A 14,839-nucleotide genomic window follows, 5' to 3' on the forward strand; every position below is an offset into this window, starting at 1 on the left:
ACGTTCGCGCCAACATCTGCTCATTGTCGGCACAGTCTGCCGCTCTGAGTCGGAAATTGGACGCTTCAAGGCGACGTGCGCGGAAAATTGGAGCAAGCTGCAACTCATTCGCAGGCAATTTGCTGCGCGTTCAGGCGCAGCTTGCAGGTCAGCGAATCAGCGCGGGCGTTCAGTTCCCTTGATCTGGGTCCGATGCATGATTCGCCTGGCATGATCGTCGAACGGATCACGCCGATGCATCGTGCTGCGATTGTCCCAGATGACGAGATCGCCGACCTTCCAGACGTGCTCCCACGCGAACTCCGGGCGCGCGACATAGCTCCAGAGCTCATCGAGCAGCGCTTCAGAGTCCGCGAGCTCGAGTCCGACCAGATAGGCATTCCGCCGCCGGCCGAGATAGAGCATCTGCCGGCCGGACGCGGGATGCGTGCAGACCAGCGGATGGATCGCGCCGGGTGATGTCCGCGGATCATCGGTCGGCGTCACGCCCTGGCGCACGAAGCCGCCGCTGTTGTAGGTGCCGTCGTGCTTGATCTTGAGATCGGCGACGCGCCGCTTCAGCTCCGATGGGAGCGCGTCGTAGACCGCATACATGCTGCAGAACGAGGTGTTGCCGCCCACGGGCGGAATCTCCAGCGCATAGAGCGCGCTCGCGATCGGCGGTGTGTCGAGATACGACATGTCCGTGTGCCAGACCGCTTCGCCCGCGCCGAGGCTGCCGATCGCCTCGCCATTCACCTTCACGTTCGAGACGATGTAGATCTCCGGCAGTCCCTCGACGAAGCGCCGGCCGTTCTCCTGGATCGGCGCGAAATCGAGATCGCCGAAGCGACGACTGAACGCGATCAGGTCCTGGTCGGTCAGATGCTGTTCGCGGATGAGCAGTACCGAATGGCGGTGGAAGGCCTCGAGGAGGGCGGCGAATGATGTGTCATCGAGGCTCTTCAGATCAATATTCCGGACTTCGGCGCCAAGGGCACCTCCGGTCGGGACGACGTCGGTCGCCGAGGTGATCTCGCGCACAGTACTCGTCTCGATATCCATGGTTCGATCCTCCCGTTGCGGGCGTCCGTCGGTGGGGTAGGACAGGGTACCAGATCCCCCGCAGGATTGCTCGTCGCCGATCGCGGGAGACGCGCATGTGGAGATGGTTCTGTTGGCACCTCGAGGGCAATGCAATTGCCGTCTTGTTGGCGATCCTGTTCGCGGCTGTGTTCGGCTGGCTCGCTGCCTTCGGCATTCCGGTCCGGACGAATGTTCCCAATGGCTTTGGGCCGGAGTGGGACTGCGTCTCGCATGGCAAGGGCGACCCGACCTGTATCAAGAAGGTAGGGAAGCCATAGCCGTCGTCAATGCGACGGCAGGTTCAAATCCGCCTCGAAATTGAAACGGTCGCGCAGGTTCTTGCGTGAATCCAGGATGTCCTTGAGGAACGCGCGGTCGCTGTCACTCGTGATCATCGGCTCGATCAGGTCGATCTGGTTCATGGCGACGAGTTGCAGCAGCTCCGTGCGCGGCCGGCCGCTGGCGTCGCGCGGCAGGGCGTGAACCACCTGAATGTGCTCGGGCGGCTTAGGCCCCTTCGCCGAGGCCAGTTCGCCTTGCAACTGCGCTTCGAGTGCAGGCTGCTCCGCCTCGACGAAGGCGTAAAGGCCCACGCCCGACCGGCGATCGGCGAAAGCGACGATCGCGGCGTCGCGCACCGCCGGGTTCTTGCGGATCATGTCCATCAGGACAGGCGCATCGTTGACGAGACGCCGGCCGCCGCCCTCGCGATCCGTGAAGTTGAAGATGCCGCGGGTGATCGCGCGATAGACCTTCTTGCCGGTCATCAGCCAGACGCGCGCGAACAGCGATTTCCGCGCCAGGATCTTACGCTCCTTCGGAGTCAGCGCCTCCGGCGCATAGCTGCGTTTGTGCTTCAGGAGATGGCGCAGATCCTCATAGGCCGCGATCCGGAACAGCCGGCTGCGGCGTGAGAAGCACGCGGCGAGCTGGAAGTCGGTCACGTAGCAATGGCCGTCATGGCCGACCAGCCAGTTCTGCTCCTTGGCGAGATCGTTGTGCGTGATCCCGGCGCGATGCAGCCGGCGCATCATCTGCTTGGCGGAGCGGAAATAGGCGACGTTGCCGTGCGGCTTGGCGAGGTGCAGCGCGACGCCGTTGATGAAGCCGCGGACCAGGGCGCGATCTCCGGCCCACAATAGATCGGGACCGGCATTGAGCCCTTTCGCGCGTGTCAGGGCTTTGCGCTCCCGGGCGAACAGATGCCGCGCCAGCACGAACGACCACCACGGCACCTCGTCGAGCCGGCGCAGCACGGCATCGACTTCGCCCGTGTCGCTCTTGAAGCGGCCGCGCTCGACGGTCGAGAACACGTCGCGCTTGAGCAGCACGCCTTCGCTCCAGCGCGCCGCCAGCACAGCGGAGTCGGTCTTCGGCAGGCTCATCGGACTCTCACGCGGCGGCTGCGACGCGGAGATGCTCGGCGATCCAGCGGTCGAGATCCGCCAGCGCGCGTGCGCTCATCGCCTGCTTCTTGGCGACCGTCTTTTCATTGCCCTTCAACCGCGTGCCGTCGGGTTTCTTGGTCGGCGCGACGGCCAGCGGCGGGAACAGGCCGAAATTGATGTTCATCGGCTGGAACGAGCGCGTTGCGCCGTCGATGGTCTCGATATGGCCGCCCGTGATGTGGCCGAGCAGCGCGCCGAGCGCAGTGGTCGGCGGCGGCGGCGACAGACTGGCGCCGCGGGTCTCGGCCGCGGCATAGAGGCCGGCGATCAGTCCGATGCTCGCCGACTCCACATAGCCCTCGCAGCCCGTCATCTGGCCGGCAAAACGCAGTCGCGGCTGCGCGCGCAGGCGCAGCTGCTGGTCGAGCAGTTTCGGCGAATTCAGGAAGGTGTTGCGGTGCAGGCCGCCGAGCCGGGCAAACTCCGCATTCTCCAGACCTGGAATGGTGCGGAAGATCTGCTGCTGCGGGCCATATTTCAGCTTCGTCTGGAAGCCGACCATGTTGTAGAGCGTGCCGAGCTTGTTGTCCTGACGCAGCTGCACGATCGCGTAGGGCTTGACCGTCGGGTTGTGCGGATTGGTCAGGCCGACCGGCTTCATCGGACCGTGGCGCAAGGTCTCGTGGCCGCGTTCCGCCATCACCTCGATCGGCAGGCAGCCGTCGAAATAGGGCGTGTTGGTCTCCCACTCCTTGAAGTCGGTCTTCTCGCCGGCGAGCAGCGCGGCGACGAAGGCGTCATACTGCTCCCGGGTCATCGGGCAGTTGATGTAGTCGGCGCCGGTGCCGCCGGGACCGACCTTGTCGTAGCGCGACTGGAACCAGGCCTTCGACATGTCGATCGTGTCCTTGTGCACGATCGGCGCGATAGCATCGAAAAAGGCAAGGGCGCTCTCGTCCGTCAGCCCGCGGATCGCCTCGGCCAGCGGCTGCGAGGTGAGCGGACCGGTGGCGACGATGACGTTCTCCCATTCCACCGGCGGCAGGCCGGTGACCTCGCCTCGGCGCAGCTCGATGCGGGGATGGGCTTCCAGCGCATGGGCGACGGCCGCGGCGAAGCCGTCGCGATCGACGGCCAGTGCACCACCGGCGGGGACCTGGTTGGCGTCAGCCGCGCGCATGATCAGCGAGCCGAGCCGGCGCATCTCGGCATGCAGCAGCCCCACGGCGTTGTTGGCGGCATCGTCGGAGCGGAAGGAGTTGGAGCAGACCAGTTCGGCCGGCGTGGACGTCCGGTGGGCTTCGGTCATGCGGTCCGGCCGCATTTCGTGCAGCACGACGTGCACGCCCGCTTCCGCGAGCTGCCAAGCGGCTTCGGAGCCGGCGAGGCCCGCGCCGATCACGTGGACGGTCTGGTGAGGTGATTTGGTCCCTGTCATCGCGGGACAGGTAGCGCTTTTCCCGCGCGGTGCAAATGCGCGAGTGAGCCCCGGCGCGAGAAACCGGGCACGTGTGGCAGACGCCGCGGAGAGGCCCAGAAACGGCAACGCCCGCAGCGAGGCGGGCGATGTCCGGTCGATATCGGAAGAGGGCTGATCAGCCGTTGTAGTTGCCGGCAGCAACGCGCGGAATGTCCGAACGGTCGAGGCCGATGTCGGCGAGTTCGCGATCGCTGAGCTGCGACAGCTCGGCAACGTTGCGCTGATACTCACGGAACGCCTGGACCATGCGAATGAGCGAGAGCAACATGGAAAATCTCCTTTAGTTCGCGATTCAGTTCTTCGGGTGAACCTCATCGTTGAAATGAACATAGAAGAGATTGTTGCGATGCGGAAGCGCCGATGTTGCGATGCAGCTAAAACGTCGGCGCATAGCTTGAGTAACTCTTGGGTAAGAATCGGGCAGGGATCGCCCAGCGCAGAGGCGGCTCGGAAATGCCCGGTATTCATACGGATTTTCAATCGGCCGTTCAAAGCCGGCCTATCGAACCTCGGCCCGATCGATGAATTGTGCGATGCGATATATTTCCACTTGGCGTCCTCTCGAAGTGGCAATGAATTATAATTCAATACTTCTACTGCTGCCCCTGGACGAGCAGGTTCCTCACGCCGCGCTCGCAAGGATTTCATTTCGCGCGAACGGTCGCTAGGTGCGACAAACTGTCGCGGTATCAGGCAATAATGCTGATGCCGTCGCACCAGCGAGGAATAACAATGATCAGCAAACTGTTGGGGGCCGCGCTCATGACTGCGGCAGTTGTTGCGGTTGGACCGGTTCAGGCGGCGAGGCACCATGGTGCCGGCTGCAGCGGGGCCAATCTGGAAAAGACCGAGACGGCCATCGAGGCCATGGCCGATGGCGACGCCCGCTTCACGGCGCAGAAGGAGATCGCGGCGGCGCAGGATGCGTTGCTCAGCGGCAAGATGGGTGCCTGCAGCGTGCATCTGACCAAGGCGATGCAGGCGGGAATGATCAAGTAACGGCTGCATCCGCTTCATTGCCGTCAGGCCGGTCGCGTCCCCGCGCGATCGGCCGTTGCCGGTTTGGGGCTACGGGGCCCGCGCCAACTGGGTGGCGAAGGTCGCGATCGTCCGGGCATAGACGTCGCTCTTGTTCCACTGCTGGATGACCGCGAAGTTCGGGCTGCCCGGCTCCCAGTCCTTGCCCTTCTGCCAGCCATAGCCTTTCAGATAATTCGCGGTGGAGGCGAGTACGTCCGGCGCGCTGCGGATCAGGTCGCGCTTGCCGTTACCGTCGAAATCGACCGCGTATTTGATCCAGGACGAGGGCATGAACTGCGTCTGCCCGATTTCGCCGGCCCAGGCGCCGCGCATCTCGGCCGGCTGCAGGTCGCCGCGATCGACGATGCGCAACGCATCCAGCAACTCGCCGCGGAACTGCTCGGCGCGGCGGCAATCATAGGCCAATGTCGCCAGCGCCCGGATCGTCTGGAACTTGCCGCTGTTGACGCCGAAGTCGGTCTCCAATCCCCAGATCGCCACCAGCACCTCGCCGGGAACGCCGTAGCTCTGCTCGATGCGCGACAGCACCGAGCCGTATTGCTTGAGCATGTTGGAGCCGCGGGTAATCCGCGGCGGCACCATACGGCCGGAGAACTCTTCAAAGGTCTGGGTGAAAACCTTCTGGCCCTTGTCGCGGTTGAGCACGCTCTGGTCAGGCGTCACGCCGGTCAAAGCGGCGTTGATCGTGTTCTGCGAGATCCCCTTGCCGGCGGCCTCGGTCTTGAACTCGGTGAGCCAGGCATCGAAATTACCGCTGCCGCAGGGAACCGCCGCCAGTGCGGGCGCGGAGGACGTGATCAGGACGGCGAGGCAGGCGGAGGCGGCTGCGGAGAGGACGCGGACAATCATCGAAACACCTGGACGGTAATGGCTGGGCGGCAATCGCTCGAATGAATTTGGGCGCGCTCCGTGTCAGGCGCAACCGCGGCAGCAACAAGGCCTCTCGATCACGTTGGCGTCTGCTTTTCGTGAGATTCGCCCCGCCGCGAACCACCATTCCACATCGCCGCTCCCGTCCGTCCTAAGCACGACCGCCGGCCCGCAAGGCCGGCGGCAGGCATCGTTGCATCGGCCAGTTCACATCCCGTCACGCGACCGCCACGGGAAGAGGTTGGCCGGAAAATCCGCCGCCGGCTTCGACGGACGCGCGGGCGGCGGCACGATCGTGACCGCGTCCGGGTGGACGGCAATGGCCTCGCGATAGAGATGCCAAGTGGCGTGACCGAGCACCGGGATCACCACGGTGAGCCCCAGGAAGAACGGGATCGTGCCGACGACCAGCAGCACTGCGACGATCAGACCCCAGATGGCGACGGGAACCGGGTTCTGCGCCACGACGCGCAGCGAGGTCGTCATGGCGTCCAGTGCGCCGGCGTGACGGTCGAGCATCAACGGGAAGGAGACGATGCTGAGGCACAGCGCGAGCAGCGCGAACGCGAAGCCCGCGCCACAGCCGACCGCGATCAGCCACCATCCCTGCGGTGTCGTGAGCACGCGGTGCAGGAAATCGCCGACACCCGCCGCGCCGCCATAGCCGAACACCGAGACGTAGATCGCCTGCGCTGTCGCGACCCAGGTCACGAACAAGGCCAGGAGCAGAGTGCCCAATCCGAGCATCGATCCGAACGACGGCGAGCGCAGCACGTCCAGCGCATCCCAGGCGCTCGGTTCTTCGCCGCGATCGCGACGGCTCGAGAGTTCGTAGAGGCCGAGCGCGGCAAACGGGCCGAGCAGGGCGAAGCCGGCGGCTAGCGGAAACAGCAGCGGCAACACCGCATAGCCGAAGACCGCACGCGCCAGCACAAGGCCGAGCACGGGATAGATCGCGCACAGCATCACGGCGTGACTCGGGACGGCCTTGAAGTCGTCCCAGCCGAGCCGCAGCGCGCGCATCAAGCTCGACACATCGATCGTGCGAATCGTGATCTCGGCGGCGACATCGCCGGCCGGCCGAACGTGAGAGGCGACATTGCTATGGGTGGTGGCCATCGTCGTTTGCTCCCTCATTTGCACAGGGCGCTTCCCAACCACGCAGGCGGGCTGCGCTTCTCGTTGGAGGATTCGCGGATGGCCAGACGCGACGAACCCAGGGTGACGGCCATTCGCGAACGGAAGCGAAGAGCATAATGGCGATTGTGGCCGCGCATACTCACGGCTCGGTGACAGCTGTGTCTGTCGCAGTGCATTGATGCGATGCGGGAAGGCCACGAAGCTGCGCATTCCCCGGACAAAGTCATTCCGCCGTCATTCCGCCTTCGGTAAGCTTCACAATCGTCGCCTTGTCCGGGTTGGGAGGCGATCGGGGCACGAAGAGGCTTCGTCGGACCGCTCCGCAACGGAACACCGCCGGCCGAGTTCTTCATTCGATCACTATCTTTTGGGAGCCATTGATGAGCGTTTTCGGAAAGATCATGAGCGCGATTTTCGGCCATCATGCCGAGGCTGCTCCGGCCGGCGGCAGTGCGCCCGCTGCAGGCGGCAGCGCGCCGGCGGCCGGTGGCGCGGCTGCAGCCCCGGCAACGGCACCCGCCGCTGCGCCGCAAAACATCGACGTGGCTTCGATCGTCGACAAGGCCGCGGCCGCCAAGCATGAGAAACTGGAGTGGCGGACCTCGATCGTCGACCTGATGAAGGCGCTGGACATCGATTCGAGCCTTGCCGCGCGCAAGGAACTCGCCAAGGAACTCGGCTACAGCGGCGACACCAACGACTCCGCCAGCATGAATGTCTGGCTGCACAAGCAGGTGATGAGCAAGCTCGCGGCCAATGGCGGCAAGCTGCCGCCGGAGATCAAGCACTGAGCAGCTCGGCTCAGCTGCAAAAAAGCGAAAGGCCCGCCATCGTGCGGGCCTTTGTCGTCTTTGATCGAATGATGCGGGATTGCGTGCGAACGCCTCAGGCGTGCACGACGGCCGCGCGTGCCCAGGCCTGGGCATACATCTGGTCGCGGTTGACACCGATGTCGCGCAGCGTGCGGTCGTCGAGCCGCTCGAGGCAGGCGAGCTGGGCGCGATAGTGCATGTAGCGCTTAACAACGTCGAAAATGGCAGTGATGAACATGAGCCTCTCCCCATTGGTCTGGTTGTCTGTTCGGCGGGGGATTGCTGATCCATCCGGGTAGCCATGAAGTTAAAGGCGCGGTGCAAACGCCACGTCCGGTAGTTCTACGGGGCTCTCAGGCCATGATGTCCTGGTTCTCCGGGTGGTCGCGGAGGTAATCGGCGACGAAACTGCAGCCGGCGGCGACCTTGTGGCCGTCGGCGCGGATCAGCTCCAGGGCGCCCTTGACCAACTCGGAGGCGATGCCCCGGCCGCGCAAGGCCACCGGGGTCTCGGTGTGGGTGATGACGACCGCCTGCGGCGTGGCCCTGTAATTGGCAAAGGCCATGCTGCCTTCAACGTCGAGCTCGAAGCGGCTGCGGGCCTTGTTGTCGCGGACGGCGGTCATGGGGCATTCTACTTTCGTTTCGGTTTATCGGTCAGCTTGATGAAATCGGCCAGCATCGAGCGGATCGACCATGGCTTGCCGTCGATGGCGCCGCGGATGTCGTCGATCTTCCACTGCCCGGCGTCGCGCACGAAGTCGTAACGGATGACGTTGTCGGCCTGTTCCTTGCGGTCGTCGCGATGACCGGCGATCGTCACCGCGATCGTCGCCTTGTCCGCCTCCTGTTTCTCGGGCGTCACCTTGAACGAGGCGACGTCTGGATCCTGCGAATTGGTGATCGGATCGAAATCGACCGCGCCCACCTCGCCCTTCGGCGTGCGGGCATCCATCTTGGCCCATTCGGCGGCCAGCGCCTTCGACAGATATTTCGTCCGCGCCTTCCTGTCCTCAATGACGAAGTTGCCGCCGTCCTCGCCCTTGCCCTTGGCGACGCGGGTGTAGATCGCGGTCATGATTGCAGCGGGATCATTGGCCGCTTGCGTCTGCGCGGAAAGCGGGGACGCGGCGAGCATGCTGGCGAAGCCGAGAAGCAGGAAACGACGATCGATCATGGATGTCCTCAAATCAGATTCGGCGCGCGGTGAAATCGGGAATGCGCGGCCGGCACGGATTTGTCGCACGGCATCCGCATTCGTTCGAATGGCACGGCCGCATGGGTGCAATGGGGCGCGCGGCCTTGCGAGGGCGCGCGGGACCGGGATAAACAGGCTTCAAGGGACCGGGCGGCTGAGATCGCCCGACAAATCGACCGAGGGGACGCGTCCATATGAGCCTGTTCACGGGTCTTTTCATCCGGGCCGTCAGCACGAGGGTTCGTCGATGACGCATCTGCGGATGTCCCGCCGGGTCATGAACCTCGCGCATATCGTCACCCAGAACGGCCGCCGGCTCGGCGACCGCGCCGGCTTCGTCTGGGGCGAGCGGTCCTGGACCTGGCGCGAGATCGACGCGATGGTCTCGGCGCTGGCGTCGGCGCTGGCGGAGCAGGGGATCGCCAAGGGCGATCGCATCCTCGTGCACTCGAAAAACTGCGAGGAGATGTTCGTCTCGATGTTCGCCGCGTTCCGGCTCGGCGCGGTCTGGGTGCCCACCAATTTCCGTCTGATGCCGGACGAAGTCGCGTATCTCGCCACGGCGTCGGGTGCAAAGGCGTTCCTCTGCCACGGCGATTTTCCGGAGCACGCCGCGGCGGTGACGACCACGTCGTTCACCTGGTGCATCGGCCAGAGCGGCCATTTCGGCACGCGCGCCGTCGCCGAGGCCATGGCCGCGCATGCGGGTGCCGAGATGGCCAACGCCGCGGTCGAGCACGACGATCCCTGCTGGTTCTTCTTCACCTCCGGCACCACCGGCCGCTCCAAGGCGGCCGTGCTGACCCACGGCCAGATGGCGTTCGTCATCACCAATCATCTCGCCGATCTGACGCCCGGCACCACCGAGCACGACGCTTCGCTGGTCGTTGCGCCGTTGTCACATGGCGCCGGCGTGCATCAGCTGATGCAGAGCGCGCGCGGCGCCAAGACAGTACTGCTGCCGAGCGAGAAGTTCGACATCACGGAGGCCTTCCGCCTGATCGAGACGCATCGCGTCAGCAATTTGTTCACCGTGCCGACCATCCTGAAGATGATGGTCGAGCATCCCGCCGTCGATCAGTTCGACCATTCCTCGCTGCGCCACGTGATCTATGCCGGCGCGCCGATGTATCGGGAGGACCAGAAGCGCGCGCTGGCGCGGCTCGGCAAGGTCATCGTGCAATATTTCGGCCTCGGCGAGGTCACCGGCAACATCACCGTGCTGCCGGCCGCGGCGCATGAGGAAGAGGATGGACCGGACGCGCGGATCGGCACCTGTGGTTATGAGCGTACGGGCATGCAGGTCTCGATCCAGGACGATCAGGGCCGCGAGCGGAAGCCCGGCGAGACCGGCGAGATCTGCGTCATCGGCCCGGCGGTGTTCGCTGGCTATTACGACAATCCTGAAGCGAACGCGAAGGCGTTTCGCGACGGCTGGTTCCGCACCGGCGATCTCGGCCACATGGACGCGAATGGCTTCGTCTACATCACCGGCCGCGCGTCCGACATGTACATCTCCGGCGGCTCCAACATCTATCCGCGAGAGGTCGAGGAAAAGATCCTGACGCATCCGGATATCGGCGAGGTCGCGGTGCTCGGCGTGCCCGATCCTGTATGGGGCGAGGTCGGTGTCGCCGTCTGCGTTGTCCGCGAGGGCGCGACAGCGCCGAGCGAGAGCGATATCGCCGGCTATCTCGCGACCAAGCTGCCGCGCTACAAGATGCCGAAGCGGTTCTTCTTCTGGGATGCGCTGCCGAAGTCTGGCTACGGCAAGATCCCCAAGCGCCTGGTGCGCGACGAGCTCGAGGCGCGCGGGCTGCTCGATCTCACCAAGCAAGGCTGAGCATTGATGCGATCGATCACCCAGCCGGGCGCGCCGGTCGCCGAGCGAATTCAATTCGTCGAGGCGCGCGGCCGCGCCTTCACCTTCACCATGGAGCCGGGACGGCCCCTGCTGCAGGCTGCGCATCGCGGCTTCGCGGCCCAAGGCTTTGCCGGCGGCGTGCTCGAGTTCAAGCGCGGCGCGCTCGGGCCGTTCGCCTATGTGATGCCGGCCTTGTCGAAGACGCCGGACTACGCCGCGTTCTATAGCGAGACCTATCGCCCGGCCGGTGTCACGCATCTGACGACCGGGACGATGACGCTCGGCATCCGCGACGGCGCGCCGTTCTTCCACTGCCACGCGCTGTGGACGGAAGAGGGCGGGCGTCATGGGGGCGGGCACATTCTGCCGGAGGAGACGATCGTCGCCGAGCCGTTCGAGGTCGAGGCGTTCGGGCTCGATGGCGCGATCTTCGCGGCCGAGCCTGATCCCGAGACGGGCTTCAAGCTGTTCGGACCGGTGGCGGCTGCGCCGCGCGAGACGAAAGCAGAGCGACGCGCCTTCGCGCTGCGGCTGCGGCCCAACCAGGATTTTGCGGGCTGTCTGGAACAGTTCTGTCGCTCGCAGGAGATCCGTGAAGCAAGGATACGGGGCGGCGTCGGTTCGACCATCGGCGCACGCTTCGCAGATGGGCCTATCGTCGAGCCGTTCGCCACCGAGCTGACCGTTAAGTCCGGCGCCATCGCGCCTGGCGCTGACGGTCTCGAAGCCACGCTCGACATCGCTTTGGTCGACTACACCGGCGCGCTGGCGCAAGGCCGTTTGATCCGCGGCGACAATCCGGTGCTGATGACCATGGAGCTGGTGCTGGAGGTCGTGGCTTAGCTCGATGGCCGTGCTAGCGGACCGCGCCTCGATGTGCGAAATTGCCGATGGTGTCACTGAGGTTGCGAAGACGGCATGGCGAGAAAGCAGCGTGAGATCCGGCTGCGCGCACCCTATCTGAAGCGGCTGTGGCTCGATCCGGCGAAGATTGGCGATCGGGTCGCTTATCCGTTTTGCCTGCCGTTCCTGCAGGACGATTTCGAGCTGAGCTTCACCAGCGCCATCACCATCATCGTCGGTGAGAACGGCACCGGCAAGTCGACCTTGCTGGAGGGCATCGCCGCGCTCGCCGGCTACGACGAGGCCGGCGGGGGCAAGGGCTACAGGCCGGTCGATCACGCCCGCGCGGTCGAGCGCATGGGTGGCGCGCTGGGCAAGGCCTTTCGCGCGGCCTGGCTGCCCAAGATCACGCAGGGCTGGTTCTTTCGCGCCGAGAGCTTCTTCTCGGTCGCCCGTTATCTTGACGAGGCCGCGCTGGACGATCCGCTGGGTGGGCCGCCGCCCGATTTCCTGTCTCACTCGCATGGCGAAGGCTTCCTGCGCTTCTTCGAGGAGCGCTGCCAGCGCCAGGGCCTCTACATCTTCGACGAGCCGGAATCGGCGCTGTCGCCGGCGCGGCAGATCGAGTTCCTGAAGCTGATGCGGCGGATGGACGAGGCCGGCCATTGCCAGGTGCTGATGGCGACGCATTCGCCGGTGTTGATGGCCTATCCGGGCGCCACGCTGCTGCGGCTGACAAAACACGGCTTGGAGCCGGTGCGGGTGCAGGACACCGATCATTTCAAGGCGATGCGCGAGTTCTGCAGCGACCCGGACGGGTTCGTGCAGGGCGTGCTCGCGGAGTGACGTATGCTGAACAGTGAAGATCCGATTGCTTGCTCCGCCGTCATTGCGAGCGAAGCGAAGCAATCCAGGGCTGCGCCGTGGCTCTGGATCGCTTCGTCGCGTTGCTCCTCGCGATGACGGAGACACATGAATCCTCGTTCTCGCGATGCATCCGCATCCGAGCTTTGCTGTTCATTCCGCCCTCCTCAAGTGAGAGGGCGCAGGGAAGGCCGGGTGCAGGCCGCACCCATGGCCCGCCTGCAGCAAAAAAAGCAGGCGGCAGTCACCACAGGATTGGCCGAGCAACCGGCCTTCCCTGCGCGACGGTTTTGACCGGCTTATACGCGCTCTCCTCGGTGCGCCGGGCTTTCTGGCCACCGTCACCGGCGCGATGCGTGAGCATCAGCGCTGGCTTGACCTCAGCGTCGGGAGGCCAGGACCACACGATTTCGCCGTCCGCCCCGCAACCCGTCGTCTTGCGCAAAAGCACCGGGCCCGTGACGTCCATCGCATCCCGCCCTCCACGCCCGTGACGACCGCGAAGCGCCCCTCTCGTGAGAGCAGGACGGCGACATGAAAACCGAAATTCGGCAAAGGCGAAAGAGGAATATTTTTCACCAGGCGACTGGACAGGGGTGATGCGGTTGATCGCGCGTTGAAATTTAGATTTTGCGCGCAGCGCTGTTTTGGTGTCAAACCCACCACTGAACGGCATCGCGGTTGGCCGTCGGGCAAATCAGGTCGGGTGCAGATGACGGAGCAGACCAACTCTCATCACGCGCTGGAGCAGGCGCTCCTCGCGCTCGATGATCGCGCCATGGTGCTGGAGGAACTCGATGGGTTCATCGCCGGCCTTCTGATCCTACCCGAACACGTGCCGCCCGGTGAATGGTTTGCAGCCGCGTTCGGGTTCGGCAAGGGACAGCGCACGGTGTTCGCGAGCATCGACCATGCCAATGCGGTGCTGGACCTCGTGAGAGCCTATCACGGCGATATCGCGCAAACGCTGGCGCGCACGCCGGAGCTGTACCAGCCGCGTTTGCCGGTCGATCCCGAGACTGGCGACATCGTCTGGGAGTTGTGGATCGACGGCTTTGCCGCGGCCACGGACCTGCGTCGCGAAAGGTTCGATGCCTATGAGCGGGTGGGCGGCGAAGTCGCCATCGCCGCGATGGGCCTGATGATGATGATCGGTGCAACCCTGGACGAGAACCCCGACCCCGCTGAATATCGCAATCTCAGCCGCAACGCGCCGAGAAACATCCGCGACGCGGTGATCACGCTTTATCAATACCGGCATAGCGGAGCGGCATTGCCAGGTACGCCTGCCTTTGTCGATATCCCCAATCCGTTTGCTTCACGCGGCAAGCCTGGCCGCAACGATCCCTGTCCGTGCGGTTCCGGCCGGAAATACAAGCGCTGCTGCGGCGCGAATTGATCGGGCGCCGGCCGCCACGACACGGTCTTTTTTGTTGCAACAATCCGGAGCGGTGCAAAGATGAGGCTGCCGCGCGCCGATGACGTGGCCAATGAGAACGACCGAGGAAATGCAATGAGGATGGTGTTCGGCAAGCCGCTGGCCGCAATGGCGGCGCTCGCGATCGCAACGACGGCCCTGACGATGTCGGCCCTGACCAGTGCGGACGCGCATGGGCCCACCCGGCGCAAGGTGCAGGAGCATGTCGAGATCAACGCCGCGCCGGCCAAGGTGTGGGCCGTGATCGGCAACTTCCAGGACATGAGCTGGCTCGGCCCGGTCGACAAGACCGAGGGCGACAAGGGCAACGAGATCGGCGCGACGCGCAAGCTGACCCTGAAGGGCGGCGCGACCGTCGACGAGGAGCTCTATAAATACGACGCCGAGAAGATGAGCTATTCGTACCGCATCACATCGGTCGACGTGAAGGTCCTGCCGGTGACGAACTACTCGTCGACCATCGCGGTGACCCCGAGCGCCGACGGCAAGGGCAGCGTCGTCGAATGGACCGGCGCGTTCTATCGCGGCTTCCCCAACAACGACCCGCCGCCGGAGCTGAACGACGAAGCCGCCGTGAATGCGGTGAGCGGGCTGTACAAGGGCGGTCTGGAAGGGCTGAAGAAAAAGGTGGAGAGCGGGAGCTGACAGCTTGCCAGCTAGAGAGCAGATATGTCGCTCAGGAAGCGCTGCGCTCCCTCTCCCCGTCCTTACGGGGAGAGGGCTGGGGTGAGGGGCAGCTGCACGGGAAGTATTCGCGATCGGCCTCGTAGTCCCTCGTTCAGATCGCGTCGAAGATGCGAGGCTGGTGAAGAGGACTCTTCAAACACCAGACTTGC

Annotated in this window: 18 protein-coding genes; 8 read left to right on the forward strand and 10 right to left on the reverse strand. The window is 64.7% G+C overall.

Features of this window, described 5'->3' with window-relative positions:
* Positions 1-156: 156 nt before the first annotated feature.
* Positions 157-1,044: a TauD/TfdA dioxygenase family protein gene (locus ACQR0Z_RS16895; protein ID WP_434919405.1), complete on the reverse strand. Its 888-nt coding sequence runs from the start codon at positions 1,042-1,044 to the stop codon at positions 157-159.
* Between the two features lie 95 nt (positions 1,045-1,139).
* Here ACQR0Z_RS16895 and ACQR0Z_RS16900 point away from each other — a divergent pair, with 95 nt between their 5' ends.
* Complete coding sequence (locus ACQR0Z_RS16900) at positions 1,140-1,343, forward strand: hypothetical protein (protein ID WP_434919406.1); 204 nt, start codon at positions 1,140-1,142, stop codon at positions 1,341-1,343.
* A 6-nt stretch (positions 1,344-1,349) separates the two neighbouring features.
* On the opposite strand, the gene ACQR0Z_RS16905 is transcribed toward ACQR0Z_RS16900, so the two are convergent.
* The 3 genes from ACQR0Z_RS16905 to ACQR0Z_RS16915 all read right to left on the reverse strand — a co-directional run bounded on the left by ACQR0Z_RS16905 (position 1,350) and on the right by ACQR0Z_RS16915 (position 4,201).
* The gene (locus tag ACQR0Z_RS16905; protein ID WP_434919407.1) at positions 1,350-2,450 is read right to left on the reverse strand and encodes an AMP-binding enzyme; all 1,101 of its coding nucleotides are present in this window, start codon (positions 2,448-2,450) and stop codon (positions 1,350-1,352) included.
* Between the two features lie 7 nt (positions 2,451-2,457).
* Entirely contained in the window at positions 2,458-3,891 is a 1,434-nt protein-coding gene (trmFO, locus tag ACQR0Z_RS16910; protein WP_434859029.1) for a methylenetetrahydrofolate--tRNA-(uracil(54)-C(5))-methyltransferase (FADH(2)-oxidizing) TrmFO, read from the reverse strand.
* Between the two features lie 157 nt (positions 3,892-4,048).
* Complete coding sequence (locus tag ACQR0Z_RS16915) at positions 4,049-4,201, reverse strand: DUF1127 domain-containing protein (RefSeq protein ID WP_083839170.1); 153 nt, start codon at positions 4,199-4,201, stop codon at positions 4,049-4,051.
* Between the two features lie 464 nt (positions 4,202-4,665).
* On the opposite strand from ACQR0Z_RS16915, the gene ACQR0Z_RS16920 reads away from it, so the two are divergent.
* Positions 4,666-4,932: a hypothetical protein gene (locus ACQR0Z_RS16920; RefSeq protein WP_434859248.1), complete on the forward strand. Its 267-nt coding sequence runs from the start codon at positions 4,666-4,668 to the stop codon at positions 4,930-4,932.
* A 69-nt stretch (positions 4,933-5,001) separates the two neighbouring features.
* Here ACQR0Z_RS16920 and ACQR0Z_RS16925 read toward each other — a convergent pair whose 3' ends face one another.
* The gene (locus ACQR0Z_RS16925; RefSeq protein ID WP_434919408.1) at positions 5,002-5,823 is read right to left on the reverse strand and encodes a lytic murein transglycosylase; all 822 of its coding nucleotides are present in this window, start codon (positions 5,821-5,823) and stop codon (positions 5,002-5,004) included.
* A 228-nt stretch (positions 5,824-6,051) separates the two neighbouring features.
* Entirely contained in the window at positions 6,052-6,963 is a 912-nt protein-coding gene (locus ACQR0Z_RS16930) for a DUF2189 domain-containing protein (RefSeq protein ID WP_434919409.1), read from the reverse strand.
* 401 nt (positions 6,964-7,364) lie between these two features.
* Between ACQR0Z_RS16930 and ACQR0Z_RS16935 the strand changes: the two genes are divergently transcribed.
* The gene (locus ACQR0Z_RS16935; RefSeq protein WP_434919410.1) at positions 7,365-7,775 is read left to right on the forward strand and encodes a DUF3597 domain-containing protein; all 411 of its coding nucleotides are present in this window, start codon (positions 7,365-7,367) and stop codon (positions 7,773-7,775) included.
* Between the two features lie 94 nt (positions 7,776-7,869).
* On the opposite strand, the gene ACQR0Z_RS16940 is transcribed toward ACQR0Z_RS16935, so the two are convergent.
* The 3 genes from ACQR0Z_RS16940 to ACQR0Z_RS16950 all read right to left on the reverse strand — a co-directional run bounded on the left by ACQR0Z_RS16940 (position 7,870) and on the right by ACQR0Z_RS16950 (position 8,973).
* The gene (locus ACQR0Z_RS16940; protein WP_434859025.1) at positions 7,870-8,034 is read right to left on the reverse strand and encodes a DUF1127 domain-containing protein; all 165 of its coding nucleotides are present in this window, start codon (positions 8,032-8,034) and stop codon (positions 7,870-7,872) included.
* A gap of 115 nt (positions 8,035-8,149) precedes the next feature.
* Positions 8,150-8,422: a GNAT family N-acetyltransferase gene (locus ACQR0Z_RS16945; protein WP_434877229.1), complete on the reverse strand. Its 273-nt coding sequence runs from the start codon at positions 8,420-8,422 to the stop codon at positions 8,150-8,152.
* A gap of 8 nt (positions 8,423-8,430) precedes the next feature.
* Positions 8,431-8,973: a DUF3828 domain-containing protein gene (locus ACQR0Z_RS16950; RefSeq protein ID WP_434919411.1), complete on the reverse strand. Its 543-nt coding sequence runs from the start codon at positions 8,971-8,973 to the stop codon at positions 8,431-8,433.
* Positions 8,974-9,241: 268 nt separating this feature from the next.
* Between ACQR0Z_RS16950 and ACQR0Z_RS16955 the strand changes: the two genes are divergently transcribed.
* The 3 genes from ACQR0Z_RS16955 to ACQR0Z_RS16965 all read left to right on the forward strand — a co-directional run bounded on the left by ACQR0Z_RS16955 (position 9,242) and on the right by ACQR0Z_RS16965 (position 12,547).
* Positions 9,242-10,837 (forward strand): acyl-CoA synthetase, encoded by a 1,596-nt coding sequence (locus tag ACQR0Z_RS16955; protein ID WP_434859022.1) that lies wholly within the window; start codon positions 9,242-9,244, stop codon positions 10,835-10,837.
* A 6-nt stretch (positions 10,838-10,843) separates the two neighbouring features.
* Positions 10,844-11,701, forward strand: a complete 858-nt coding sequence (locus tag ACQR0Z_RS16960) for a PCC domain-containing protein (RefSeq protein WP_434919412.1) — start codon at positions 10,844-10,846, stop codon at positions 11,699-11,701.
* Positions 11,702-11,776: 75 nt separating this feature from the next.
* Entirely contained in the window at positions 11,777-12,547 is a 771-nt protein-coding gene (locus ACQR0Z_RS16965) for an AAA family ATPase (protein WP_434919413.1), read from the forward strand.
* A gap of 262 nt (positions 12,548-12,809) precedes the next feature.
* Here the strand turns inward: ACQR0Z_RS16965 and ACQR0Z_RS16970 are convergent, their stop codons facing one another.
* Complete coding sequence (locus tag ACQR0Z_RS16970) at positions 12,810-13,241, reverse strand: hypothetical protein (protein ID WP_434919414.1); 432 nt, start codon at positions 13,239-13,241, stop codon at positions 12,810-12,812.
* Positions 13,242-13,277: 36 nt separating this feature from the next.
* Between ACQR0Z_RS16970 and ACQR0Z_RS16975 the strand changes: the two genes are divergently transcribed.
* Positions 13,278-13,964, forward strand: coding sequence for a UPF0149 family protein (locus ACQR0Z_RS16975; protein ID WP_434859018.1), 687 nt, complete (start codon positions 13,278-13,280; stop codon positions 13,962-13,964).
* A gap of 114 nt (positions 13,965-14,078) precedes the next feature.
* Complete coding sequence (locus tag ACQR0Z_RS16980; protein WP_434877235.1) at positions 14,079-14,648, forward strand: SRPBCC family protein; 570 nt, start codon at positions 14,079-14,081, stop codon at positions 14,646-14,648.
* Positions 14,649-14,839: the final 191 nt, after the last annotated feature.

Source organism: Bradyrhizobium sp. HKCCYLS3077, from assembly GCF_051167555.1.
Lineage (GTDB): Bacteria > Pseudomonadota > Alphaproteobacteria > Rhizobiales > Xanthobacteraceae > Bradyrhizobium.